Below are 22,832 nucleotides of genomic sequence, written 5' to 3' on the forward strand. Positions count from 1 at the left end.
CGTTGTGACCGTCGTCCCACGCCCTGACCTGCGGAAAGGGCTTGTCAGTCGGTATCGGGTGGGTAGAGCAGGTGGTGTAAGCGGATCAGGACGTCGAGCTGGGCTTCGTTGTAGATGTTCTTGATGGCGACGGCCATCGTGTGGTTCGCCCGCTCGGCACCGATCGGGGAGTCGGCGGTCTGGTTCAGCCCTGGGTGTTCGAGATAGAGCTGGCGGACAGACGGCGCCATCCGTTCGGCCAGCTCGGCACGGACGGCCTCGTCGGCATCGGCGGGCAGGTGGTCGAATGCGGCCATCGCGGGATCGTGATCGGTGTTCAGTACCGCGCGCAGCGCATCCTGGCCGGTCGGACCGAGTACCCGCGCGAGGATGAGGGTGAAGGCCCGGTCGGCGTCGGTGAGTTCGGCGGTGCCCGCGCCGAGGTCGGGTGGCAGGTCGGTGGGGGAGCCCTGCCCCAGGGTGAGGGCCAGTTCCACCCGGATGCCCTGCAGGCGTTCGATGGTGGCGGCCAGTTCGGCGTCGAGATTCCGCAGCGCCTCGTGCGGATAGTCACCGTCCTCACCCATCGCGGCGATCTCGGTCAGCGGTATCCCCAGCCCGGACAGGCGTTTGACCCGGAGCACGCGCAGCAGGTGCCCGACGCCGTAGTGCTTGTAGCCGTTGGCGCTGCGTTCGGGCTGCTCGAGCAGTCCCACGTCGTGGTAGTGGCGCACCGTCCGGACGCTGACGCCCGCGAGTTCGGCGAGCTCACGCGTGCTCCACGTCATGATCGGCTCCTCGATGGTCGGCGTGGTGTCGATTCTGCCGTTGACTGTGCCGTAACGGCACAGTGTCTACTGGCGTTCGCCCACCGACAATCGGGAGAATCGACATGGCACCGCCACGAGCCATCCGCTATCGGATCGCCGCCACACTCCTTTCGCTGCCGATGCTGTTCGCCTGCAGTGAGCCGCAATCGCCTGGTCCACCACAGCCTTCGCCGGAATTGCAGCGTTTCTACGGTCAGCAACTCGCGTTCGGCCCGTGTGAGGGATATGCCACGACCGACGCCGACGCCACCGCGTTCGCGAGCAGTCCTGGATTGCAGTGCGCGCGGGTGGAAGTCCCACTGGACTACGACCATCCGGACCGGCGCACCGCGCAGATCGCCTTGCTGAAAGCGCCTGCGCGCGGTGAGTCGATCGGCTCGTTGCTGCTCAACCCGGGCGGACCGGGCGGTCCCGGGATGAGCATGGCGGCCGTCGCCGCGACGACCTGGGCGGACAGCCCGCTCACCGAGCGATTCGACCTGATCGGCTTCGACCCACGCGGCGTCGGCGCCTCCACCCCGGCCATCGACTGCTTCACCGACGCCGAGGTCGACAACGGCGAGAGCATGACCACGGTGACCGTCGGTGACGGACGCTGGACCGAGCAGGACACCCGCAGGATGGTCGACAAATGTGCGGCCGGGTCCGGCGGCCCCGAGGTCCTCGCCACCGTGGGCACCAGGGACGCGGTGCGCGACATGGACATCCTGCGGGCGGCGCTCGGCGACGAAAAACTGAGCTACCTCGGTCAGAGCTACGGCACGCGCCTGGGCGCGGTCTACGCCGAGACGTTCCCGCGCAACGTGCGGGCGATGGTCCTCGACAGCGCCATCGATCCGCACGTGGGCACCGCCGACCGTCGCGTCTCCCAGTTCACGAGCTTCCAGCGATCCTTCGACCAGATGGCCGCCGACTGCGCGAAGAGCCCCGACTGCCCACTCGGCACCGACCCCGCGAAAGCCACCGGAGTCTTCCAGGACCTGGTGCGGCCACTGATCGATCGGCCGATCGTCACCGCCGACGGTCGCGAACTGGACTTCAACGCCGCCTACGGGGCGATCACCGCCGGGCTGTACAGCTCCGCGGCCTGGCCCACCCTCATCAAAGGCATCGCCGAGATCCGCGCAGGCAGAGCCGACACCCTGCTGAAGGTGGGCGAAGCCTTCGCCGGGCGTGACCCCGACGGCCGCTACAGCAACTTCAACGAAGCCCTCTTCGCCATCAACTGCATGGACGAACAGCGCCACACTCCCGAACAGGAACGCGCCCTCAAAGGACGGATCCAGCAAGCCGCCCCCTACACCGACGCGGGCCGAGGCACCGACGGCGCCCGCGACCCGTGCGAGTTCTGGCCCGTCGAACCGACATTGACCTACCCCTACGCCACCGACATCGACGGGCTACCCGACACCTTGACGATCTCGATCACCGGTGACCCGTCCACCCCGTACGCCGGCGGCATCAGCCTGGCCGAGACTCTCGGCGGAACCCTGCTCACCGTCGAAGGCGAACAACACACCGTCGCACTGTCCGGCGCCAGCCCCTGCGTCAACGACATCGTCGCCGACTACCTGATCAACCTGAACACCAGCCCGGATGCCCGATGCACGCTGTGAGGTCGACCTACCGTGGCTCGGCTCACGGGATCTGTTCGTAGACCTCGCCCACCTCGCCGGCGAGCAGCCGGTCGGTCATCTCCTGCTTCAGCACGGTCAGTCGTTCGTCGTCCGCCGGGGTGCGGTCGGTGCGGGCTCCGAGCTCGATGAATTCGTCGGTGACGAATCCGGCGTCGCGCAACCGCACCGACACGGTCCGGTCGCGATAGCCGAATTCCCAGACATAGCGGGCCAGGGTGGCGCCACGCTCGGTCGCGGCGAGTTCTGGCGCGACCACGAAACGATCGCCGGTGACCGCTCGCAGGACCATTTCGATCGCGTCTCGTCCGCCGGGGCCGGGGAACGCGGTGCGGACGGTGACCTCGCGACGCTCGACGGGACCGAGCACCGAGACGGCGTGCCGCATCGCGCAGTACGCGTGCGCCACCCCGCCCGGGAAGTGGGGCCCGTGGTATTTCATCAGGTCTGTGAACGAGATATCGATCGGCGTACCCGATTCGAGGACTGTCAGCATGGGTTCCTCTGATTGGCGGTGGCCCAGTACAACGCCGAATAGAGCAGTTGCGTTGCGCCGGGCATGAATCCGGACCCGTGGTGGTACACCGGGTCCATGGTGGTGACCAGCAGGCGACCCGGGGTCGACTGCTCGTCGAGATAGAGGATCGAACCGTCGCGGGCGCCGTCCTCGGTGTGTAGATCGACCAGGCTCACCGCGCCGGGCGGTGGCTCGAGCACACCGTGGTAGTGCCAGATCACCGCGCGATCGGCGAAGAAATCCCAGGCGGGGTGGCTGGGCTCGCGGGTGCGCAGCCGGTGGTCCTCGCCGGTTCGCCACCACCAGAACACGGTGGGACGACTCTGCAGCCGGACACCGGGCACCCAGCCCTCCACAGCGTTCTCGCCGAAGACCAGGACGGTGGCGCCCCGGTCGAGGGCGGCGAGAATGCCCGCGGTCCAGTGCCCCAACAGATCCGGGCGGAGCCGGTCGGACACCACGAGCACATCGATGTCGGTCAGTTCCTCTGGCGCCCCGGTCCGCACATGAATCGGACGGATCCGGTACGGCGCCAGCGCTGGATCGGCCAGGGTGGCCAGTTGCGCGTGGCTGCCGCCGTGTAGCAAGGCGATCGAGCGGGCGGCGCGAACGAGATCAGTCATCGCGGCCCGCCAACCATCGGACGAGCTGGGTGCGCAATCGGTCGGTGCCGCGGGCGGCGGTGGCGAACTGCAGCAGATCGTTGCCGCCGTGGACCAGCACCCGGCCCGCGCCGAGCGGGTAGTCGTAGTCGATCGGGGCGTTGGTCGTGCCGAGTGTGTGCACCACTCGGGCGTCGTCGGGCAGGTCCGCGTACCAGCCGCGCCCGTAGAAGCCGGCGACGCCGATCCGGGCCAGTTCTTCGAACGGCACAGGCCCCGGTGTTCCGGTGTTGTACAGGAAGGACTTCGGATCGGTTCCTGCCCACACGGGATGCTCGTTCACGCGGGTCAACGCGAGATCGCGCGGGTTGCGGAAGTCGAGCTTTCGCCACGTACTCAGGCCGTCGAGGAAGATGCGTTGCACGTGCCCGTTGACGACGACGCGGCCGCCGCGGGTGACGAAGGAATCCAAGAACGGCCGCTGTTGGAGCAAGTACTCCTGATCGACATCGCCGGTCAGATACACGCCGGTGACCGAGTCGTCGCATACTGTCGGCAGGTCGTAGACATCGATTTCCCGCATGCCGTCGATCACCTGCCGGTCACCTGGGGCCATGAGGGCGTTCAGCACCGTCACGAGATTCCCCTGCCGAAATCGGGAACGGTCAGTCGCCTTATCGCACTGGGTGTTTCGATGTCGGCGGTGACGATCGGCACCCCGTACATCTCGGAAAGCAGTGCGCCGGTGAGCAACTCGCGCGTCGGGCCGATCCGCTGATCGTCGGCGCTCACCATCAGCATCGACCGTTCGGCCACGTGCAGCGCGTGATCGGGGTGGTGGGTGGTCATCACGACCGCCAACCCCTCGTCGGCTAGCGCGCGGAGCACAGTCAGCACCTGGGCCTGGTTGCGGAGGTCGAGGGCGGCGGCGGGTTCGTCGAGCACGATGGTGTCGCAGTCGGAGACCAACGCCCGCGCGATGAGCACCAATTGGCGTTCGCCGCCACTGAGTCCGGTGTAGTCGCGGTCCGCGAGATGCGAAACGCCCACCCGGTGCAGCGCCTCGCGCGCGGCCTCGCGATCGGCGGCGCTGGGCGTGCTGTAGATCTTCACCGTCCGCGCCCGGCCCATGAGCACGATGTCGAGCACCGAGAACGAGAACACCACCGAATGGCTCTGCGGGACATAACCCACGCCGCCGGTCGTCGTGACGGCACCGGTCACGGGGCGGGTGAGTCCGGCCAGGCATTTGAGCATCGTGGTCTTGCCACGTGCGTTCGGCCCGAGCACCGCGAAAACCTGGCCCGCCGCGACGCGCACCGAGACATCACGAAAGATCCACGGCCCCTTGGCCGAATAGCGGAACGACAGCGAGCTCGCCTCAAGCATCCGAACCCCACAGGCGGGTTCGGTTGCGGATCAGCAGCGCCACGAAGAACGGTGCGCCGATGATGGCGGTGAGGATGCCGATCGGGATCTCGGTGGAGCTGATCGTGCGGGAGAGGGTGTCGATCAGGGTGAGATAGCTGGCGCCGAGCAGTGCGCTGACCGGCAGCACCATCCGATTGTCGGTGCCGACCATCATGCGCACCAGGTGCGGGACGACCAGTCCCACCCAGCCGATCACCCCGGCGACCGATACCGATCCCGCGGTGATCAACGCGACGCACACCAGCAGGAGATTGCGCAGCCGCTTGGGCGCGAGCCCCAGCGCGGTCGCGTCCTCGTCGCCCATCGCGAGAATGTTGAGCCGCCAACGCAGCGCGAGCACCACCAGTCCCGCCGCGACGATCGGAATCGCCGCGGTCAACACCTTTGTGTAGCTCGCCGTCGCGAGCGAACCCATGAGCCAGAAGACGATCGAGGGAAGTTCGCTGTAGGGGTCGGCGATATAGGTGATGAACGAGACCATCGCCTGAAACATCGCGCCGACCACGGTGCCGCCGAGAATGATCATCAAAAGCGGCGCCCCCGGGACGGCCCGAGCGATCGCCACGACCAGCGCCAATGCCGCCACACCGCCGAGGAACGCCCCGCCCACCAGTGCGGCGCCGCCGAATCCGGCGAGCAGGATCAGGACGCCGCCGAATGAGGCACCCGATGACACGCCGAGCACCTGGGCGCTGGCGAGCGGGTTGCGGAACACCGCCTGCATCACCGCACCGGTGAGCGCGAGCCCCGCCCCCAACAGGATCGACAACAGCACGCGAGGAAGTCGCACATCGAGCACCACCGTGCTCTCCTGCGGATACCAGGTCTGCTCGATCGGCAGGAACTGCCCCAACAGGATTCGCACGATCTCGTTCGGCGGAACGCCGTAGCGGCCGACGGAGAGCGCGCCGATCGCCACGACGATCAGCAGGACGAAGAACCCCGGAACCGCCAGCATCCGCCGATCGAACCGCCGCGGCGCCGGATCCACCGGCGCCGCCACGTGATCAACGGAGGAACTGGTCATAACCGGCCGCGTCTTTATTGAGGTCCAGACGCAGCACCTGGTCGATCTCGTCGTCGGTGATCTTGTAGGCGAACAGATCGTCGAACCCGGCGCGGATGTCTGCGCGCAGTTGCCCATCGCGCGTGCCCGGGTACAGGATCTGGTGCATCCACAGCCACATCATCGGCGATTCCGCGCCGGGCACCTGCCACCGGTAACCACCGAGTGGGGTCTTGTAGACGCGCTTGTTCTGGACAGCGCTCACATTCGCCAGTCTCGGGTCGGCGTAGATGTCGGCGGGAGTGCTCTGGTCGAATCCGCTGAGCATGATGACCTCGGGGTTCCAGGCCAGGATCTGTTCCGGGCCCACCTGTCCGGAGTCGGAGACGAAACCCTTGGTGACCAGATCCGCGCCGACCAGGTCGAACTGGAATCCGTCGTAACCCTTGGCGCTGGTGGTGCTATAGGTGTCACCAGTGCGCGACAGGATCATCGCCCGTGGGCGTTGGCCCTGCGTCGAGGCCACCCGGGCGCGCATCTCGGACTGCTCGGCGCGCTGCCAGTCGACGAGTTGCTGCCCACGTTCCGGCTTGCCCGCGATCTGCGAGAACAGGGTGATCCACTGTTCGAGATCGTCCTGGGTTCCGTATTTCAGTCCGACCACCGGGAAGCCCGCCGTCTCGATCGGCGCGATCACGTCGTTGCCCCGATCGCCCCACTGGACAACGACATCGGGATCGAGTTGCAGCAGCGTCTCGACATTCGGCACGAAATCGTTGCCCGCGATCACCGCGGAGTCGGCCGAGTCGGGGAACATGGTCGCGAACATGCCGCCCCGATTGGCGGCCAGTGTCGACTGGTTGATGCCGACGATGCGGTCGTAGCTGCGGTCCACCGCGGCGAAGATCGAAGGCGCTGGCATCACGGTGAAAGCCACGGTGTCCGCGGGCCCGTCCAGCGTGACGGTTCGGCCGTTCTGGTCGACGATCGTCAATGCTCCCGTGCCGCCCGCGTTCTCGGTCTGCGCGTCGCGGGTCGAGCACCCGGCGGTCACCGCGATCGCTCCGATCGCACCGATGGCTATCCATCGTCTGGGCCGAAAATTCAGCTTCCGCCGCTGTGCCCGCTGCGTATCCGATGCCATGCGCTCTACCGTCCTATCTGGTCCATCCTCTGATGGATCAGGTTAGGCTAACCTATATCGACGGTTTGCTGGGGCGTGTCCCACTTTCAGCAATTCGGTACCCGGGCGCACAGCTTCCTGTGGCGGGCCTCGTAAAACGACGGATCGATCGCATCGGTGATGAATGTTGCTGTACTGCATGGCAATTCCCGCCGCTGCTGCACCGCAACCGCCACCGGCAGGGAGTCGATGGAAGATGTGCGAAATCAGCGCAGCGGAGACGCTTGGAGATAGCAGATACCGTTCGCGGCGAGGCTGATCGCGGCAGCGGCATCCGAGGCCGACAACGAGCGACCGGTGTAGAGCAGATCGAACGCGTCGAAGCTGGTCAGCATCCACAGCGCGTCAGCGGCCCGGTCGACGGTCACGCCCTCGCGGAGGAGGCCCTGCGCTTCCAGGTTTTGCGCGACATCGTTCATGCAGGCGACGCGTTGATCCTCGAGGCGTTGCACTGCGCCGGCAACGGCCTCGGCGTCGAGTTGCGCCATCGAGTACAGCGCGCGGAAGACATCGCGATCTCCGGCGTACAGCGCGCAGACTCCCTCGATGCCGTTGCGCAGGCCGCGGCGGGCGTCGGGATCAGCGGCGGCCTCCGTCAATTGATCGAAGCCGCCGCGGTGCAGCAGCTCGGCGCCCAGGGCATCGAACAATCCGGCGCGTGAGCCGAAGACCGTGTACACGGTCGGTCTGGCAACGCGCGCCAGCCTGGCCACGTGCTCGACCCGCACCGGTCGGCTCGGCTCCGCGGACAGTTGGCTGCGCAGAGCGCCGAGGATGCGGCGGCGTGTGTCCTCGGCCGCCTCGGCACGCAGGCTCTGTTCGTACTTTCGATTCGACATCGGTGCTCATCTTACTTCACGCAACAGTGTGTAGTATCGAATACAGACCGTAGCTTCAAATTGAGTGCCCCCGCCCCGTGCGTGGGATCGAAAGGTAGACATGAGCGACAGTTCGTACTTGATCACCGGCGCGACCGGCAAGACCGGGCGCAGGGTGACTCGCCTGCTGACCGAACGTGGGTCGAGCGTGCGAGCCGCGTCGCGCACCGGTTCGATCCGCTTCGATTGGCAGCAGGCAAGCACCTGGAAGCCCGCAGTGTCCGGCGCTTCCGCTGTCTACCTGGTGCACCCGGAACTGGGCACCGACCAGGCTGCCGAACAGTTGGCAGCGTTCGCACGTGTCGCCGTCGATGCGGGCGTCCGGCGCGCGGTGATGGTGTCCATGGCGTCACCGGGGGCCGCCGTCGATACCTCCCCGGTAGCCGACGCGGAACGCTCGATCATCGACACGGGAATCGAGTTCACCGTGCTTCGGCCACGGTGGTTCTTCCAGAACTTCGACGAGGACTTCCTCTACGACGCGGTCGTAGCCCAAGACCTGCGCGTACCCGCAGGCGCCAATCCAGAGGGCTTCGTCGACGCCGAAGACATCGCAGCGGTGGCAGTCGCCGCGCTGACCGAAGAAGGTCACAGCGGCAAGGATTATGACGTGACCGGCCCTGCGCTGTTGTCCTTCGCCGACATTGCCGCAGAACTGTCGAACGCGACCGGCGCGACTATCACCTACACCCCGCTCAGCAGAGATCAGTACATTCAAGAGCAAGTCACCGCGGGTGTTCCTGTCGAATTCGCCCAGGTCATCGCCGACGCCTACGACCACATCGCGCGAGGAGACTTGGCATTCTTGACCAGCGACGTCGAGAAAGTCACCGGCCGCGCACCCGCCACTTTCGCAGACTATGCCCGGTCAGCCGCTGGACGGCATGCTTGGCCGAACCTCGCCTGACAGCTGGCCGATCGGGCTGAGGGGTGTTCGGGTGCGACCCGAGAGTCGCCCATTGAACGTGTCGGGGAGCGGAAATGCGTGAATGGATAGTCAAATTCAGCGCGGTCGATGATGACGCCGCTTCGACATTGCGGGTCATCGAACACTTCGACAGCCTGGTAGACCGAGGCGCGTCAGCGCTGGCGATGCTGCGTGCCGCCGCGGCCCTCGCCGACTGCCTTGTCGGTATCGACGACCGCACACGCAACCTGTGTATCGGACTCGACGCACAGGGACGAGCGCTCCCCGAAGACGAGCGGGATCGCATTTCCACTACCCGTCAGGTAAAGCGCGCCGAACACCTCACAGTCTGGCTCGACCGTCACGGTCCACCCAAACCGCTGGACCAGCTCATCCTGGAAAGACTGGCTCGAAGTGTGCACGGAGTCAGACCAGCGCGCTCCTCCGATCCCGACGGCGCCTCGATAGAGGTCATTTGTAATTCGGGAGCAACCGACGCGGCCCGCACCGAGGCACTGTCGCAGTTGGGACTGAGACCGGAATCTCCGGTGACGGTCACCGTCAGCAACATTGCCGATTCCCACGGGCTCCCCGCAGGATCGACCATCGATGACGTCCAGGTGCACCTGTGGCCGTCGACGACTGTCGACGAGGCGGTCCCTGCGGCAATCGCAGTGGGGATGCTCACGTGCGCGGGTCGCGACATCCACCGGATGTGGCACCTAGCCCGCACCGCGCTGCGAATAGCGGTGGATCCGGCAACGTCGGGACCTTGCCACGTCGACTACTCGACGCTGGGAAGTATCGCAGCGGTGGTCGATGCCATCGATGCCCGATCCGCCTCGAAGGTGGAAGACGTGCGGGTGCTTCTCGAGCTGAACAACCAAAGGCCCTGGGTCGTCTCGTCTCTCGACGCCGTACTCAGTTGCGACAGCACCCGTGAAGTCGCGCGGCAACTGAACTTGCATCATTCCACCGTCCAGCAGCGCGTCAGTTGGATCGGAACACAGTTGGGATACCCGTTGTTCAGCCGGGCCGGCCGTGCACGCGCCGCGACGACCCTGCTGTTGTGGAGGATCGTGGCTGCCGATGAACGTATCGGCCAGTCGACTTCCCCTTCCCAGTATTCGGGCCGGAGATAGGCGCGCCTTGCGCGGGTTTCCCCGCGGATCGTTCTTGGTTACCCGCCAATCGGCGGGCGTTATAGGACATATTGAGCGTCTTTGGCGGCTGGGATCGAACTCTCGGTCAGCGTCTACTTGTGGAGAAGGAGACCACATGACTGAGAAATATTCCCACGCCGATCACACCCCTCGACGGCCGCCGATCGACGCCGAGCTGATACCCGCCATGCAGGCGATGAAGACCCTTCTCCCAACGATCAGCCACGAGACCCTCGACGAATTTCGCGAGGTGATGGCAAACGGTCTACCGGGTCAGGAGCCCGACGACTACACAGCCGCCGGCAAAGTCCTTGTCGAAGAACTCGTCATCCCTGGATCAGAGCCAGGTCTCGAGCTGGCAATGACGGTTCTCAAGCCCGCCGACGGAAGCGGCCCATGGCCGCTGATTTACCACACTCACGGTGGCGGCATGGTGCTCGGAACCCGTTTCACCGGCTTCTCGCAGTTCATTCCCTACGCTGCCGACGGTAGCGCCGTCGTAGCCTCTATCGAATACCGGCTGGCACCCGAGAATCCTGATCCGGCTCCGATCACGGACTGCTACACGGGATTGGTGTGGTTGGCGCGTAACGCAGCGGCACTCGACGTCGACCCGGACCACATCATCATCACCGGCGGCAGTGCCGGTGGCGGCCTGGCCGCGGGGACCGCATTGATGGCTCGCGACAGGGGCTTTCCCCGCCTGACCCATCAAATCCTCAACCAGCCCATGCTCGACGACCGTCTGCACACTCACAGTGCCCGGATGCTCGACCGTGAAGGCATCTGGGACCGACACGACAACCTGTTCGGATGGGTCGGTCTGCTCGGCGAGCGTCGTGGCACCGACGACGTCTCCTACTACGCGGCCCCGGCACGAGCACAAGACCTGACCGATCTGCCACGCACGTTCATCGACGTGGGATCGGTCGAGAGCTTCCGCGACGAAGCAGTCGAGTACGCGATGCGCTTGTCGCAAGCGGGTGTCAGCGTGGATCTACATGTGTGGGGTGGAGGCGTTCACGGCTTCGACACGTTTCCGCAGTCCGCCCTGTCGCAGGCGGCGACAGCGACTCGTGACGAGTACTTCCGTCGGGCGCTCGAACGGTGACCCCGAACGGGTGACCACTGCCATCGGTCTAGTGAGTGTTGCTATGTAGCGGTACTCAGCGCTACTATCTACTGGTAGTCAGTGACACCGAGTAGGCAGGAGGTGCGTGGTGGGCAAGCAGATGACGGAAATGCTCAAGGGCACGCTCGAGGGCATGGTCCTGGCGATCTTGTCCGTGCGGTCCGCGTATGGCTACGAAATCACCGCGTGGCTGCGTGATCAGGGCTTCTCCGACATCGCCGAGGGCACCATCTATGCCCTGCTCGTGAGGATCGAGAAGAGGGATCTGGTCGACGTGGAGAAGGTCCCATCGGAGAAGGGGCCGCCGCGCAAGGTGTACACCCTCAACGCTGCAGGCCGGAACTATCTCGACGAGTTCTGGGGGACCTGGAGCTTCCTCGCAGAACGGCTGGAGCAGCTCCGCGAAGGAGGGAAGTAGACATGGCCAAACGTTGGATCGAGAAGGTCACCGGACCATTCGAGGACAAACGGCGCTACCGGCAGTACAAGGCACGCGTGCAGCAACTCCCGCCGAGTTATCGCACGACGGTCGAGGCACTGGACCGGTATCTGATGTATCGCGGGGCGATCACGAACGCGGATGTCCTGTTGGAAATGGCGGAGGATCTCGCCGACCTGTTCGAACAGAACGCCGCGGCCGGAGTTCCGGTCCGGGGGATCGTCGGGGACGACCCGGTGGAATTCGCGGAGACGTTCCTGGCGAACTACTCCGACGGTCAGTGGATCGATGGCGAGCGGCGACGATTGATCGCCGCCATCGAGCGCGTCGAACAGGAAGAGGAGTCGCGCTGATGTCGACACAACAACCGGCGATCCGCGTGCAGGGTCTGGAGAAATCCTTCAAGGACGTGCACGTGTTGCGTGGCGTGGACTTCGACGTGGCGCGGGGCAGCATCTTCGCGCTGCTCGGCTCGAACGGAGCAGGCAAGACCACGGTCGTGCGAATTCTGTCCACGCTACTCAAAGCGGACGCGGGAGCCGCCGCCGTCTGCGGCTTCGACCTGGCCACCCAGCCGGAGAAGGTGCGCGAATCCATCAGTCTCACCGGCCAATTCGCCGCCGTCGACGAAATCCTGAGCGGACGTGAGAATCTCGTGCTGATCGCGCATCTGCGGCGGCTCGAGAATCCGGGTGCGATCGCCGATGAGCTGCTGGAGCGGTTCTCGCTGACCGACGCCGGGTCGCGGAAAGTGTCGACCTATTCGGGTGGCATGCGTCGTCGCCTCGACATCGCCATGAGCCTGATCGGGAATCCGTCGGTCATCTTCCTCGACGAGCCGACGACCGGGCTCGACCCGCAGTCGCGCATCGAGGTGTGGAAGACGGTCAAGTCACTCGCCGACAACGGCACGACCGTGCTGCTCACCACGCAGTATCTGGACGAGGCCGAACAGCTCGCCGACCGGATCGCGATTCTGCACAAGGGCCGCATCATCGTCAACGGAACCCTCGCCGAGCTCAAGGGACTGCTCCCACCCGCGAAGGTCGAATACGTCGAGAAGCAGCCGACACTCGAAGACGTCTTCTTCGCCATCGTCGGTGATGACAGCACCGTCGACGCCGACGCGCCGACATCGATCAGTGAGGCACAGTGATGAATACCCGATTCTTCGGCGATACCGGTTACCTGCTGGGCCGATCTCTGCGCCATATCGCCCGCAGCCCGGACACCATCATCTCGACCGCGATCACGCCGATCGCCATGATGCTGCTGTTCGTCTACGTGTTCGGCGGTGCGATCAACTCGGGCTCGGAGTCGTATGTGAACTACCTGCTGCCCGGCATCCTGCTCATCACGATCGCATCGGGTATCTCCTACACGGCCTTTCGGCTCTTCCTGGATATGAAGAACGGCATCGTCGAACGATTCCAGTCGATGCCGATCGCACGCTCGTCCATCCTGTGGGCGCATGTCCTGACCTCGATGGTCGCCAATCTCATCTCGGTGGTGGTCGTTGTGGTGGTCGCCCTGCTGATGGGTTTCCGGTCGGGGGCGAGTGTGCTGGCCTGGCTCGCGGTCGCCGGCATCCTGGGATTGGTGACCTTGGCTTTGACGTGGTTGGCCGTCATTCCCGGTCTCACCGCCAAGTCCGTGGATGGCGCGAGCGCGTTCGCCTACCCGCTGATCTTCCTGCCGTTCATCAGCTCGGCGTTCGTGCCGACCGACAGCATGCCCGGTCCGGTGCGCGCTTTCGCCGAACATCAACCGGCGACCTCCATCGTCAACGCGATCCGAGACCTGTTCACCCAACAACCGGTCGGCACCGACATCTGGATCGCCCTTGGTTGGTGTGTCGGCATCCTCGTCATCGCCTACCTCGTCGCCACGGCCACCTATCGCCGCAAGGTCTCCTGAAAGCCCCGGGACCCTTGTCGTGCGGGCTGTCGTCTCGTAGGTCAGAGGCCCTCAGCCGCGGCTTACAGCCGCGTTTCCATCGCCTGGCGGATGAGCAGCCGGGCATGGTCCCCTGTGGCGGCCTGGCGGGCGAGCGCGTCGAACGCGCGGAGGTAGATCAGGATCTCGCGAGGTTGGGTCACCCGCAGTTCTGCCGTGATCGCCTCGACCGTGGCCAGCCGCTGATCGAACAGGACGAAGTTCGTCGCCTGGATCGGCATCTCGGCTTTCGCGGGGATGATGCCCAGCAGCACCCTGGACAAGCCCGCGACGGCAAGCAGGCGGTCCAGTTGGCCGACCATGACCGCGTCGCCGCCGACCGTGGTGTGTAGTGCCTGTTCGGCGATGAGAATGTGGAACTTCCGCCGACCTGAGTACAGGAGCTGTTGGCGTTCGATACGGGCGGCGACGCCTTGGTCTACGTCGTCGGGGGTCCGATGGAACTCGACGTAGCGGCGAAGAACTGCCGTCGCGTAGTCCGCTGTTTGCACAATGCCGGGGATGATCTGCGGTTGGAAGATTCGGATCATTTCTGCCGACTCAGCTAGGCGGATGTTCGCCTTCTGCTGCCGGCGTGTGCCGGTGCCCAAAACCTTGCGCCACTCGGTGTACGCGGTCTCGAGGTTGTGCAGGGTCGCGAGAAGGTCGGCGAGTTGGTCAGGGGTGCCAGCATGCGCGCAGTAAGCGCGGAGGTCGTCGGATGACGGTGTCTGTCTGCCGTTCTCGATCTTCGAAACCTTCGCCTCGCCCCAACCCGCGAGGTCAGCCAGGGCGCGGCCGGTAATGCCTGCGGTACGGCGAAGCTCCCGGAGCCTTGCCCCGAGAGCTTCCCGCGCATCTGCCGGATTGGTCACCCGGCGAACTCTACGAATGGAACAGCCACCTTCCACAGCCGGTCACGGGTCGCGACGAAATGATCGACCACGGCCGCGTCGGTGGTGACCGCAAAGCCTGCCGGGGCTCCGTGTTCGTCGGTCAGGTTGTAGACGACTCGCTCGTCATCGAACAACCAGGCATCATCCGGCGGAATCTCTCCGGCGTCGTGACGTGGCACGTACCGGATGTCTTCGCCCGCTTCGACGTTGTGGCCGGTGACCGACAGCAACCATCGCTGATAGTCCGACAGCGGGGTGGTGACCACACGGACACGGCTCACGCTGACGCCGCGTTCGGTGGTTTCCCGCATGAGCGCCTGCCACGGCGTCGTGGTGTACGGCGCTGGCTCACCAGCGAGAAACGCCCGCAGACGTTCATCCTCGTCTGCGACGAAATAGGCGTCTCGGCACTCGAAATGGAACGCTGACCGCTTGGCATCCCGGAACAGTCCGGGCCACAGGTCAGGCTCGTCGTTTGGCCGATAGCGCACCGTAGAAGGTCCTTTCGAGCTTGGGGACCTCGATCGCCGATTCGTCAGCGGCGAGGTTCATCTGTGCGAGCGTTTCCGGGTCGGTGATCGGTCGGCCGGTCAGGGTGAACGTGCCCCTACCGCTGTCGACTACCGGTGCACCGACGTAGGTATCTGGTTGGGCGAAACCTAGGAGCAGGTGCGGGATTTCGACGGTTTCCGGTGAGTCCGTCTGCCATCCCTGCACCGCGTAGGTGCCGCTGTCGGTGGCGAACAAGGTCGGGCAGCCACCCGAGTCGCTGCCGCCGTTGCCAAGGAACGTTAGGCGCATATCGCTACCCCCTGGTGAGAACTTGCGCGAGCTTTCCCGCACTCCCACATCGTGCCACCGTCTCACACCGGTTGTCGCCTGTTCAAGCCAGTTGGAGCAAGTTCGAGAAAGTTTCTGTTCGGGCGGTTATACAACCCCATACCGTCAGCTCCAACGCTCCCGGCGGGTTTGAACTGAGAGTCCCCGCCGGGAGTGGAACCCAAAGAGCACCAGGAGGCGCGATGCTCCCGCAGCGGACACCCGAAACCGAACGCCCCTACCCGACCAACGTTGCGCCACCGAGCGTGATCAGGCGACTGCTCGCAGCGCTCGACGCGTGGCCGACGAACAAGCAGACCTCATGACCAGCGCGACGAAAGCACAGCTGGACGCCCTTCACGAGCGTGCCGCGCGCCGAAAGATGACCGTGAAGCCAGCACCGGAAGGCTGGGCCCTTGCGAGTCCCTTCCGAGTGGTCTGCCTCGGCACCCTGGCAAACGTCGCCCACTGGTTGACCGCAGCCGAAGCGCGTGACCACGAACCGTTGCCGCTCAGTGCGGTCGGCGCACGGGCGGACTCATGATCACGCTCGGGTTCGTCCTCGCGGTTGCCATCCCGGCGGTTGTCCTGGTCGGCACGGTGCTCTGGCCCGAGCGCATCCCAGAGGATCGGACGGTGAACGCCATCCAAGCGCGCATCGAATCCGAGCGCACGCACCGAAAAGGTCGTCGGACTGGTGTCCGACGACCCCCGTGGTCGAATTCTGTGAAGCCCTGCCGCGCCTGGCGGTGCCGCGTCGAGTCGCGCCCCGACCTGGACGCTTGCTGAGGCCCCTTCCGGGATGTCGGAAGGGGCACTGCATTCCCAGCCGGCGTCGGATCAGGCCGTGCGCGGATTCCATGTCGTGACGGCCCAGATGACCACCACATCGAGCACGATGATCAGGATCGACCAGGCCGGGTAGTAGGGCAGCCACAGGAAATTCGCGATGATCGACAGTGACGCGATGACGACCGCGACAATTCGCGCCCACGTGGCGCCGCTCATCAGCCCTATCGCGCTCAGCGCGAGTACGATCCCGCCGATGATGTGGATCCAGCCCCACGTAGTGGTGTCGAATTCATAGACGTAGTCGATGCCGACGACGAACAGGTCGTCCTTGGCCACCGCGGCGATGCCCTGCAGAATGGACAACACGGCGACAACCAGGAGCAGGATCGCGGCGCCGATGGAAGTTCCTGCGGCGAAACCCTGCCGGACCGGATGCTCGGTTTCCGATAAGTGAGCCATCATGAATCCTTCCGTAGAAGACCGACGTCCAACGTTTCCCAATCGGAGCCGCGAAAGCCTCACCCGAAACGGATGAATTGGATCGCCAAAAGCGATGCGCAGTTGGTCACCCGTGTTCTTCGACTGGTTTCGAGATCACGTCACGGAACCGTTTGTTGCTCAGCGTGAGGATGGCGCCGAGCCCAGGCGGCGTAACGCTGGGCCATGGGTGCGGCACTGAGTCCATGAGCCAGTACCGAGAGCCCGATCGTCACGACCGCGGTGGTCAAGAGAAGATCTTGGTGGGGTAGTGCTCGGTCTTCTTCGAGGATGAGGATGGCGAAGACGATGGTGGCGAGCCCACGTGGACCGAACCAGCCGACAAAGGCAACGGTCGGTGCCCGGGTGTGGGTGCCGATCATCGACAGCGCGACCGGGACCATTCGGACAACGGTCAGGCTCAGCACCGCGTAGCCGAGCACGGCCAAGGACAGGTGGCCGAGGGCAGGGCCGAGCAGCACGGCACCGAAGACGATGAAGGTGACGGCATTGAACACGTCGCCGGATTCGTCGAGCAGACCGGCGTCGTCTTTGCCGCTCGCGGTGCGGCGGCGGATCGTGCCGAACGTCAGTCCACCGACGAATGCCGCGATAAATCCCGACCCGCCCAGTGGCACGGCGGCGGTGTAGCCGAGTAGGGCGGCCGCGACAGGAACGATCTGCGCCCACAATGGGTCGATCGTGTGGCGCCGCTGCGCGGTGACCAGGATCGCGGCGGCGATCGCCCCAGCGACAAGCCCTGCCAAGATGCCGTACCCGATCTGTTCGAAGACCAGTCGGGTGGCGGCACCACCACCGATCGCACCGGATTCGGCGTGCGCGATCGCCAGCACGATCAGGAACAGGGGCACACAGATTCCGTCGTTGAGACCGCTTTCGACATTCAAGCCTTGCCGCACCCTCGCCGGTAGCACGGGAAGTGTGACCACCGCCTGTCCCAACGCGGCGTCGGTAGGCGCCAAGATCACCGCGAGCAACAGCGCCTCGGGCCACGCGAGGTCACCGAGCACGACGACCGCGGTAGCGAAACCCGCCGCGATGGTCAACGGCAGACCGACACCGAGAAGTCTTGCGGGAAGGGAGATCTCAGCGCGAAGCTGGACCAGGTCCACCCGCGAGGCGTCGGAGAACAGCACCATCGCCAACGTCACCTCGGCGAGGAGTTTGATGATCTCGGCGGTGGCTTCGACATCGATCATCCCCAGCGACACGCCCCCGAGCAACAGACCGGCGGCGGTGAAGATCATCGGTGCGGTGATCGGTGTACCCGAGATCCGTCCCGAGATCGACGCGAAGATCAACAGCACCGCGGCGATCGCCGGTAATGCCCACGTCACGCGCGCTGTCCTTATCGCGCCCGGTCGATTTCGCCGGGTCGCCAGGTCTTGTCGAAGTAGGACGCGAGCGGACTGTAGAGGCGCAGGATCACGAAATATCCTTTGCCCGGCACACTTTGGATCCAGTTGCCCTCACCGACACCGTCAGGCTTGGTGGGGGCGAAGTGGATCGTGGTCGTCCCGTCTGTGTCGGCGTCGGCAGCCGGGGTCGGGTAGCTCTGGCTGCCGGAGCGCGGGAAGCGCTGTGGTGTCTGCAGCATCGACCGAGTCTGGTTGTCGTACAAGGTGATCGACCAGAACCTGGCCGCGGGGATATCGGGCGGCAATGTCACGCTGTAATGCTCGGCACCGTCGTAGTAGTTGTTCTCGGAGTCTTTGAAGGCAACCAGGTACTGCGACCCGATACCGGTCAGGCGCATACACATCGCCGGGGAGATACCGGTATAGCCGTAGAAGAACAACGTTCGCACGTTCAGCATCTTCGCGCCGCCGACCGGGAACGGTTCGATCCCGTCCGCGGTGACCAGCGGCGGCGGGGTCTCGAAGGTGTATCCGCCGGGGAAGAGCATGTTGGTCCATGCGGAGTTCGGGTAGAACCGCACACCGTCGGACTCGGGTGCATCGAACAACAGCGACCGGGCGGTCGCCTGGCCTATAGCGGCAGCCTCGTCCAGGATCTTGCGCATTCGCTGGTCAGGGGCGAACGGCTGGCCTTTCACGATGCCGATCGCGGCCAGCGCTCCCGTGGTCTCGGCGTCGGTAGCAGTAGCGGGCTGCTCCTGAATCATCGCGTTGAGGAGCTCGTAGAAGCCGAAGTCCGACGGGGGGATCGTATTGAACGCTTTGCCGCTCGCCTCGAGGAATTGCGTCTCGGGAGGCTCGGTTGCGGTGCCTGCGGGGACCTCACCTTCCAGTAGGGTCGCGACGCTGGTGCCGTAACCGCCCGGTGTGTACGGGTAGACCTTCAGGGTGCGTCGGATCACCTCGACTGTCGGCTTCGGGTCGTTGTCCTGCAGAAACGACCTACCCAGCATGAGTGCCTGGTTGGTACCCGAATGCCCGACATGGAAGCCGCTGTCGGGCAGCGTCCCGTCGTATGCCGGGGGAACGAGCAGGAATTTTCCGCCCTCGCCCCGGTCGGGGCCGGGAAGCCCGAAATCGATGATCCAGTGGAACCACATGTCGTCGAAGATGCCCAGCGCCATCGGCGGTGTCTCGACGACCATCGGCCCATCGGTGAGGTCGATGATGGCGACGTAGTAGACCGTGTCGGCGTTGGCAGTCAGGAACAGCGACTGAGAATCCATCAATTCCGAGAACATGACGACCGTGTTGTCCTTGGCACCGATGCTCTGGAACCCTTCACGCAACGCCCAGGTGGACGCACCCTGGAAGGCGTTGAGGAAGACCTCGGTCCCTCGGATCAAGGCGAGGTTGTCGTAGACCTTCGCCACGGTGTCGGCGCTCGGTGCGCCATCGGTGAAGTCCAATGCGCCAAGTGCGGTTTGTAGGCGGTCTTGAACGGTGATCTGTGCCGGAACGGTGTCGCGATCGCTGCTCATCTCTCGGCATTCCCTTCAATCCGGGTAGGCGATGTCGGACGTCGACAGAAACTGGCGTGAGGGCGATCGGGGACTGCACGGCCACGAAGTACGGGCCGGCGTCACACGCCACTTCAGAAATAGCGTCCTCCGAGAGTGGCGGGTCCCGCTTCACCCGAATCGGGTGAAGACTTCGACACGAGTCGAGGCCAGCCTTGGTCAAGGACGATTCACCGTGTCCTCTCCGACAGCAGTCGGACACGAGCACAAGGGGAAGATCCGATGACCGCAGATCTTCGAACGAATGCCCGCCGACTCCGCAACGCGGTCGAGCCGTTGGCAGCCGGCGTCTACTTCGCCCCTGAAGCGCACCAGGCCTACACCGCCCTCGGCTTCGACCCCAGCCCTGTCGCTCAGGACGGCGTCGCCCGCCCAGAAATGACGGCGTACTTCACCAGCCGCGGAGCGTGCATGGGCCACATCCCAGGCGAAGTCGCGGCCGCCGCGTTCGGTTGCTTCAACCCTGGCGTCGTCATCCCCGACCTCGCCGCAGGCTGGCAGATCACCGACCGAAAAACCATTCTCGCTGCCCGTGAACGGTCCGCGACCGCGATGCTCACTCGCATCCTCGGCGAACGACCCGACGGCCTTGTCCGGGCCACCGACCTCCTGCGCCGCGCCGCCGCAGCCGCAACCTGGCCCGCCCACCCCATCTATAGCGGACTACGCTCACTCGGCTTTCCCGATCACCCCATGGGCGCGCTCTGGCGCGCCGCTGACCTCGTCCGAGAACATCGCGGTGACAGCCATGTCATCTCCTGGGCAGTCGGCGGCGCCGACGCCGTCGAAATACTGCTGCTGACCGAGCAGTGGTGGGGTCTGCCCGCTCGCTCCTACACACCCTCACGCGGCTGGACCACCACAGACATGGACGCCGGTTTACAACGACTCGCCCAACGCGGGCTCATGAGCAGCGACGAGGAACTCACCGACGCGGGCCGGGCGTTCCGCGAAGAAATCGAGGTCCGTACTGACGAGCTCGAACGCCCGCTCCTCGACGCGCTCGGTGCCGACCTCGATGAACTGCTCTTCTACCTGGACCCATGGTCGGAAGCCATCATCGCCGGGCATTCCTACCCCACCCGGGTCGCCGGAATCTACAACGTCGGCGGCGGACCACACTTCGGCTCCGGGCTCACCATCGACACCGCAGCTGAGCACTACGAGAACAAGATCTGATCCACCGCGCAACGCTGCGTCCGAACGGAATCGAGCCGATCCGAGTCGATCTCATCCCTAGAACCTTTGGAAGGAACCGCAATGCCATCCGATACTTCCAAGACGCCGGTGCCCGACGCGATCACGACACCGTCGAGCGTGAAGACCGGGATCGGGACCCTGGAATTCGTCGACGGCTACCCGACGGGCGAGACCGCGGCGACGCTGCGTGACCACCTGGACCACCTGCACGGGGTCGAGACATTCATGAACACCATTCAGGGGGTGTCGGCGTTCGCCATCCGGAAGGGATTCCAGGACGCCGGGATCGCGGATGGTGATGTGGTGATCTTCTCCGAGCTGATGGATTCTCGGTCGCTGTTCCTGACCGCGAACGCCGACACCGTCTACTTCTGGTCCTTTCACGACCTCTCGCAAGGACCACTGGTGTTCGAGACACCCTCCGATGTTCTGGGCGTCTTCGACGACATATGGTTCCGCTGGATCAGCGACTTCGGCTTGCCAGGGGCAGACCGAGGACTGGGCGGCACCTACCTCCTGGTCGGCCCCGACTACGACGGGCCGCTGCCCGAGGGCGGCTGCTACATCCGCCACTCGCGCACCAACCACATCACCCTGCTCGGCCGAGCGTTCATCAACGAGAACCCCGGCGACGATCCCGCCCCGACGGTCGCCCGGATCAAAGAGCAGCTGAAGATCTACCCCTACGCCCCCGGCGGCTACGGCAGCAGCGTCGGCGCCTATCTGACAGGCAAGGGCCCACTCGGCAAGTCGACCACTCCACAGAGCCCCCGGTTCGTGGAAGGCACCGGCCTGGCGATGAACACCATCTCGCCCAACGACTTCGGCCACTACGAGATGCTCGACGCCTTGGTGCAACTGGAGTCGGCCGAGGCGCTCGACACCGAACTGGCCGGACAGTTCGCCGCCATCGGAATCGTCAAGGACGAGAAGTTCGCACCCGACAGCCGACTGAGGAAGATCCTCGACGACGCGGCGGCCGTAGGCAATGCCGCATCCCGGACACTGGGGATGGGTGCGTCCCCGACCGAGGGATTCCGCTACTACGACGGTGACACCGCGTGGTGGAACATGCTGTTCGTCGGTGGGTTCGAGTTCACCAACCCGCCGCCCAAGATCACTGTGGACGGCGTCGAGCCCTACCCGAACAAGAACGCCCGTCGGCTGCACTCGCGCACCTCGATGTTCTACACCGCCACTGCTATCACCCCGGCCATGTGCATGCGGCTGACCGGCGTCGGGTCGCAGTACCTGGTCGCCAACCTCGACGCCGACGGCCAACCCTTCGACGGTGCGAAGACCTACCGGGTGAGGCTCCCGAAGGACATCCCGGCTGCCCGCTTCTGGTCGCTGAACCTCTACGACAACCAGACCCGCTCCCTACTGCAGACCGAGCAGCGCTATCCCCGGGCCGGCAGCCAGGAGTTCCCCTCACCCGCCGCAGAGGCCGAGACGGACGGCTCCACCCTCGTGTACTGCTCGCCCGCTCAGCCCGACGGCATAGCCGCGGGCAACTGGATCCAGACCGACCCCGATAAGGGTTGGTTCGCCATTCTGCGCTGCTACAGCCCATTGCAGCCCTTCTTCGACAAGACCTGGCGGGCCGGTGAGTTCGAGGCGATGAGCTAGCCGCCGTCGCTTACGTCCGACGAGGGAAGCCGAGTGGGCCGAACCGCAACGGCCGAGAGCACCATTTGACGCGCTCTTGGCGAGATCTAGCTGGAAATAACCACTGCAGCCTGGATCAGGCCACCTGGAAGCGACGCTGGTCGCGGAATCGAACCGCAGCGATCTGGCGAAAACCTCGCCGGTCCAACCTGGTGCCGCCGCTGTCGCGTTCCACCTCTCCGACGGCGAGCAACAGCTGCTGCATGCACCGATCCGGTGACTTCGGAGTCGGGCTGGTTTCGGGGCTCGCGGGTGTAGTACCCGCAAGCCCCTCACCAGCACAAAGATGCGCCCCCGGCAGGAATCGAACCTGCGACCTAGAGATTAGAAGGCTCTTGCTCTATCCAACTGAGCTACGGAGGCAGTCGCATCAACCTTGGCCGAA

Annotated in this window: 26 protein-coding genes and 1 tRNA gene; 11 read left to right on the forward strand and 16 right to left on the reverse strand. The window is 65.0% G+C overall.

Annotated elements, in window-relative coordinates; all coding sequences use genetic code 11:
* Positions 1-44: 44 nt before the first annotated feature.
* On the reverse strand, positions 45-767 hold the full coding sequence (locus ACLJPD_RS23270; protein WP_410874863.1) for a MerR family transcriptional regulator: 723 nt from the start codon (positions 765-767) through the stop codon (positions 45-47).
* 104 nt (positions 768-871) lie between these two features.
* Here ACLJPD_RS23270 and ACLJPD_RS23275 point away from each other — a divergent pair, with 104 nt between their 5' ends.
* On the forward strand, positions 872-2,425 hold the full coding sequence (locus ACLJPD_RS23275; protein ID WP_410874864.1) for an alpha/beta hydrolase: 1,554 nt from the start codon (positions 872-874) through the stop codon (positions 2,423-2,425).
* Positions 2,426-2,447: 22 nt separating this feature from the next.
* Here ACLJPD_RS23275 and ACLJPD_RS23280 read toward each other — a convergent pair whose 3' ends face one another.
* From ACLJPD_RS23280 to ACLJPD_RS23310, 7 genes are all read right to left on the reverse strand, one after another.
* On the reverse strand, positions 2,448-2,939 hold the full coding sequence (locus tag ACLJPD_RS23280) for a hypothetical protein (RefSeq protein ID WP_410874866.1): 492 nt from the start codon (positions 2,937-2,939) through the stop codon (positions 2,448-2,450).
* Positions 2,933-3,583, reverse strand: a complete 651-nt coding sequence (locus tag ACLJPD_RS23285; protein ID WP_410874867.1) for a hypothetical protein — start codon at positions 3,581-3,583, stop codon at positions 2,933-2,935. The genes ACLJPD_RS23280 and ACLJPD_RS23285 overlap by 7 nt, the downstream gene beginning before the upstream one ends.
* Positions 3,576-4,199, reverse strand: coding sequence for a hypothetical protein (locus ACLJPD_RS23290; protein ID WP_410874869.1), 624 nt, complete (start codon positions 4,197-4,199; stop codon positions 3,576-3,578). The genes ACLJPD_RS23285 and ACLJPD_RS23290 overlap by 8 nt, the downstream gene beginning before the upstream one ends.
* On the reverse strand, positions 4,196-4,951 hold the full coding sequence (locus ACLJPD_RS23295; RefSeq protein ID WP_410874871.1) for an ABC transporter ATP-binding protein: 756 nt from the start codon (positions 4,949-4,951) through the stop codon (positions 4,196-4,198). Before ACLJPD_RS23295 ends, ACLJPD_RS23290 begins: the two co-directional genes overlap by 4 nt.
* Positions 4,944-6,020, reverse strand: coding sequence for a FecCD family ABC transporter permease (locus ACLJPD_RS23300; RefSeq protein WP_410874872.1), 1,077 nt, complete (start codon positions 6,018-6,020; stop codon positions 4,944-4,946). The genes ACLJPD_RS23295 and ACLJPD_RS23300 overlap by 8 nt, the downstream gene beginning before the upstream one ends.
* Positions 6,001-7,053 (reverse strand): ABC transporter substrate-binding protein, encoded by a 1,053-nt coding sequence (locus ACLJPD_RS23305; RefSeq protein WP_410874874.1) that lies wholly within the window; start codon positions 7,051-7,053, stop codon positions 6,001-6,003. Before ACLJPD_RS23305 ends, ACLJPD_RS23300 begins: the two co-directional genes overlap by 20 nt.
* A 335-nt stretch (positions 7,054-7,388) precedes the next feature.
* The gene (locus ACLJPD_RS23310) at positions 7,389-8,021 is read right to left on the reverse strand and encodes a TetR/AcrR family transcriptional regulator (RefSeq protein WP_410874876.1); all 633 of its coding nucleotides are present in this window, start codon (positions 8,019-8,021) and stop codon (positions 7,389-7,391) included.
* A gap of 100 nt (positions 8,022-8,121) precedes the next feature.
* On the opposite strand from ACLJPD_RS23310, the gene ACLJPD_RS23315 reads away from it, so the two are divergent.
* From ACLJPD_RS23315 to ACLJPD_RS23345, 7 genes are all read left to right on the forward strand, one after another.
* Positions 8,122-8,967 carry an NAD(P)H-binding protein gene (locus tag ACLJPD_RS23315; protein WP_410874878.1) on the forward strand — a complete coding sequence of 282 codons (846 nt, stop codon included), beginning with the start codon at positions 8,122-8,124 and terminating at the stop codon, positions 8,965-8,967.
* A gap of 185 nt (positions 8,968-9,152) precedes the next feature.
* Positions 9,153-10,109 (forward strand): LysR family transcriptional regulator, encoded by a 957-nt coding sequence (locus ACLJPD_RS23320; RefSeq protein ID WP_410874879.1) that lies wholly within the window; start codon positions 9,153-9,155, stop codon positions 10,107-10,109.
* A 136-nt stretch (positions 10,110-10,245) separates the two neighbouring features.
* Positions 10,246-11,241, forward strand: a complete 996-nt coding sequence (locus ACLJPD_RS23325) for an alpha/beta hydrolase (protein ID WP_410874880.1) — start codon at positions 10,246-10,248, stop codon at positions 11,239-11,241.
* A 109-nt stretch (positions 11,242-11,350) separates the two neighbouring features.
* Complete coding sequence (locus ACLJPD_RS23330) at positions 11,351-11,680, forward strand: PadR family transcriptional regulator (protein WP_410874882.1); 330 nt, start codon at positions 11,351-11,353, stop codon at positions 11,678-11,680.
* Positions 11,681-11,682: 2 nt separating this feature from the next.
* On the forward strand, positions 11,683-12,054 hold the full coding sequence (locus tag ACLJPD_RS23335; RefSeq protein WP_410874884.1) for a DUF1048 domain-containing protein: 372 nt from the start codon (positions 11,683-11,685) through the stop codon (positions 12,052-12,054).
* Positions 12,054-12,857 carry an ABC transporter ATP-binding protein gene (locus ACLJPD_RS23340; RefSeq protein ID WP_410874885.1) on the forward strand — a complete coding sequence of 268 codons (804 nt, stop codon included), beginning with the start codon at positions 12,054-12,056 and terminating at the stop codon, positions 12,855-12,857. The genes ACLJPD_RS23335 and ACLJPD_RS23340 overlap by 1 nt, the downstream gene beginning before the upstream one ends.
* Positions 12,857-13,618 (forward strand): ABC transporter permease, encoded by a 762-nt coding sequence (locus tag ACLJPD_RS23345; protein WP_410874887.1) that lies wholly within the window; start codon positions 12,857-12,859, stop codon positions 13,616-13,618. Before ACLJPD_RS23340 ends, ACLJPD_RS23345 begins: the two co-directional genes overlap by 1 nt.
* Before the next feature lie 62 nt (positions 13,619-13,680).
* Here ACLJPD_RS23345 and ACLJPD_RS23350 read toward each other — a convergent pair whose 3' ends face one another.
* From ACLJPD_RS23350 to ACLJPD_RS23360, 3 genes are read right to left on the reverse strand one after another with little or no spacing between them, the layout of a single operon-like run.
* Positions 13,681-14,511, reverse strand: a complete 831-nt coding sequence (locus tag ACLJPD_RS23350; protein ID WP_410874889.1) for a helix-turn-helix domain-containing protein — start codon at positions 14,509-14,511, stop codon at positions 13,681-13,683.
* The gene (locus tag ACLJPD_RS23355) at positions 14,508-15,023 is read right to left on the reverse strand and encodes a DUF6879 family protein (RefSeq protein ID WP_410874890.1); all 516 of its coding nucleotides are present in this window, start codon (positions 15,021-15,023) and stop codon (positions 14,508-14,510) included. Before ACLJPD_RS23355 ends, ACLJPD_RS23350 begins: the two co-directional genes overlap by 4 nt.
* The gene (locus ACLJPD_RS23360; protein ID WP_410874891.1) at positions 14,995-15,333 is read right to left on the reverse strand and encodes a hypothetical protein; all 339 of its coding nucleotides are present in this window, start codon (positions 15,331-15,333) and stop codon (positions 14,995-14,997) included. Before ACLJPD_RS23360 ends, ACLJPD_RS23355 begins: the two co-directional genes overlap by 29 nt.
* A 221-nt stretch (positions 15,334-15,554) precedes the next feature.
* Between ACLJPD_RS23360 and ACLJPD_RS23365 the strand changes: the two genes are divergently transcribed.
* Complete coding sequence (locus ACLJPD_RS23365; protein WP_410874892.1) at positions 15,555-15,677, forward strand: hypothetical protein; 123 nt, start codon at positions 15,555-15,557, stop codon at positions 15,675-15,677.
* A gap of 514 nt (positions 15,678-16,191) precedes the next feature.
* Here ACLJPD_RS23365 and ACLJPD_RS23370 read toward each other — a convergent pair.
* From ACLJPD_RS23370 to ACLJPD_RS23380, 3 genes are all read right to left on the reverse strand, one after another.
* Positions 16,192-16,602 carry a hypothetical protein gene (locus ACLJPD_RS23370; protein ID WP_410874893.1) on the reverse strand — a complete coding sequence of 137 codons (411 nt, stop codon included), beginning with the start codon at positions 16,600-16,602 and terminating at the stop codon, positions 16,192-16,194.
* Between the two features lie 140 nt (positions 16,603-16,742).
* On the reverse strand, positions 16,743-17,978 hold the full coding sequence (locus tag ACLJPD_RS23375; protein ID WP_410874895.1) for a cation:proton antiporter: 1,236 nt from the start codon (positions 17,976-17,978) through the stop codon (positions 16,743-16,745).
* An 11-nt stretch (positions 17,979-17,989) separates the two neighbouring features.
* A complete protein-coding gene (locus ACLJPD_RS23380; RefSeq protein ID WP_410874897.1) occupies positions 17,990-19,540 on the reverse strand; it encodes a DUF1254 domain-containing protein in 1,551 nt (516 codons plus the stop codon).
* 261 nt (positions 19,541-19,801) lie between these two features.
* Between ACLJPD_RS23380 and ACLJPD_RS23385 the strand changes: the two genes are divergently transcribed.
* A complete protein-coding gene (locus tag ACLJPD_RS23385) occupies positions 19,802-20,758 on the forward strand; it encodes an SCO6745 family protein (protein ID WP_410874898.1) in 957 nt (318 codons plus the stop codon).
* Between the two features lie 81 nt (positions 20,759-20,839).
* On the forward strand, positions 20,840-22,408 hold the full coding sequence (locus ACLJPD_RS23390; RefSeq protein ID WP_410874899.1) for a DUF1254 domain-containing protein: 1,569 nt from the start codon (positions 20,840-20,842) through the stop codon (positions 22,406-22,408).
* A 115-nt stretch (positions 22,409-22,523) separates the two neighbouring features.
* On the opposite strand, the gene ACLJPD_RS23395 is transcribed toward ACLJPD_RS23390, so the two are convergent.
* Positions 22,524-22,652, reverse strand: a complete 129-nt coding sequence (locus ACLJPD_RS23395) for a hypothetical protein (protein ID WP_410874900.1) — start codon at positions 22,650-22,652, stop codon at positions 22,524-22,526.
* Positions 22,653-22,736: 84 nt separating this feature from the next.
* Positions 22,737-22,810, reverse strand: a tRNA-Arg gene (locus ACLJPD_RS23400).
* Positions 22,811-22,832: the final 22 nt, after the last annotated feature.

The organism is Nocardia sp. A7 (genome assembly GCF_046549215.1).
GTDB lineage: Bacteria > Actinomycetota > Actinomycetes > Mycobacteriales > Mycobacteriaceae > Nocardia.